The organism is Flavobacterium plurextorum, assembly GCF_002217395.1.
Lineage (GTDB): Bacteria > Bacteroidota > Bacteroidia > Flavobacteriales > Flavobacteriaceae > Flavobacterium > Flavobacterium plurextorum.
The window spans coordinates 1-1,389 of sequence record NZ_MUHD01000059.1 but is presented as its reverse complement, the minus strand read 5'-3'; the positions used below and the strand labels follow the sequence as shown (position 1 = coordinate 1,389).

Genomic DNA, 1,389 nt, shown 5'->3' with positions numbered 1-1,389 from the left:
TGAAATTGAAGGTTTAAAAAAACAGTTCGAAAGCAAAGCAGGAAGTTCTTATTATTATACAGAAGTAGGGATGTACCGCGTTTCGAATCATTGGGGAAGACTGGCAAACAGCAAATGGCGTTTAGTGGCTCGTGAACCGGAGACCGAATCAAAAACAAAAATTGGTTTTGCGGCTTGGAGCGAGTTTTATCCTGATAATGCAGAAGATAAATTATATTATATAGAAGCAGATTTTGATAAAAATTTAGCAAATTATCAGCATAAGAATAATCCAGAATATGATAAAAAAGCAGTTTTAAGAACAAGTTTTGAAACTGCAAAAAGATTAAAACAAATTAGAAATTTGCAGCAATTAACTTCATGGGCAAAATATTTTGATTATGATGATCTAGCCGATTTGCGAAAGCAGATTATTGATAAATTGATCTATACAGAAAAAACATTAGAAGAAATTAAAAGAGAAATATAATGGGACGGAATAACGAAAAGAATATTAAAACTCATAATGACAAGTTGCATAAAGCGCAAGCAAAGAAAAAACAGGCAGAAATCGCCCGTAAAGAAAAGCTGAAAGAGATTGTGAAGAAATTCAACGAAAACAAGAAAGAAGAGTAATAAATATAGTTTCATGTTTCATGTTACACGTTTCAAGTTCTTGAAGCGAAAACCTGAGACCTGAAATTTGAAACAAGAAAAAAATGAATTCAAAATTTGAAACCCTAAAAGCAAACGTTCAAGAAATTATTGATTTGATTGCTGCAAAAAACGATAGAGAAGCGAATAATAAACTGCTTGATGTAAGTGATGAATTAGACGAGATGTTAGATCATGCTGAAGAAGATGAAGAACTTAGAGAAATCAGCAGGTATCAAGTTTTATTAAATCAGCTTCATGTTAAAATTAACGGTGAAGAACAAGTTGACGGCGATGCATAAATGTTATTGCGATACAAGTTTACAGTTTGAAAATTGTTGTGGTTTGTATCTTGAGAAAAAACAAAAAGCGCCAACAGCTTTGGCATTAATGCGTTCCAGATATTCAGCGTATGCAACTCATAATGCAGATTATCTTTTACAAACTACTTATGTTTCTGAAAGAGAATATTATTCGAAATCAGAAATTTTAAAATGGGCAACAGCAAATAAATGGCAGAAATTAGAGATTTTAAGTTTTACAGAAAATACTGTAGAATTTAAAGCCTATTTTATGGATTCGAACAATAAACCGCAAACGCATTACGAATTTTCGAATTTTAAATTTGAAGAAAACGAGTGGTTTTATCTTGATGGAAAGTTTGAATAATTGACATAATTGGGATAACTTTTAAGTTGTTTTGCCTAAATACTTTAACTAAAAATTAATAAACGTTTCGTTTTTCATAATTCTAAA

General features: G+C 30.8%; 4 protein-coding genes. All 4 read left to right on the top strand.

All coding sequences use genetic code 11. The features are described from left to right. The coding region (locus B0A81_RS21465; RefSeq protein ID WP_089059914.1) for a hypothetical protein at positions 1 to 469 on the top strand (469 nt) is incomplete at its 5' end. After that, on the top strand, positions 469 to 615 hold the full coding sequence (locus B0A81_RS21700; protein ID WP_089059913.1) for a hypothetical protein: 147 nt from the start codon (positions 469 to 471) through the stop codon (positions 613 to 615). The genes B0A81_RS21465 and B0A81_RS21700, both read left to right, overlap by 1 nt. Positions 616 to 698: 83 nt before the next feature. Beyond that, entirely contained in the window at positions 699 to 935 is a 237-nt protein-coding gene (locus tag B0A81_RS21455) for a hypothetical protein (protein ID WP_089059912.1), read from the top strand. Beyond that, positions 892 to 1,302: a YchJ family protein gene (locus tag B0A81_RS21450; RefSeq protein ID WP_244281451.1), complete on the top strand. Its 411-nt coding sequence runs from the start codon at positions 892 to 894 to the stop codon at positions 1,300 to 1,302. Before B0A81_RS21455 ends, B0A81_RS21450 begins: the two co-directional genes overlap by 44 nt. Positions 1,303 to 1,389 lie beyond the last annotated feature (87 nt).

Coding starts and splice junctions, on each gene's coding strand:
- B0A81_RS21700 (WP_089059913.1), top strand. CDS start 469: ATGGGACGGAATAACGAAAAGAATATTAAAACTCATAATGACAAGTTG.
- B0A81_RS21455 (WP_089059912.1), top strand. CDS start 699: ATGAATTCAAAATTTGAAACCCTAAAAGCAAACGTTCAAGAAATTATT.
- B0A81_RS21450 (WP_244281451.1), top strand. CDS start 892: ATGTTAAAATTAACGGTGAAGAACAAGTTGACGGCGATGCATAAATGT.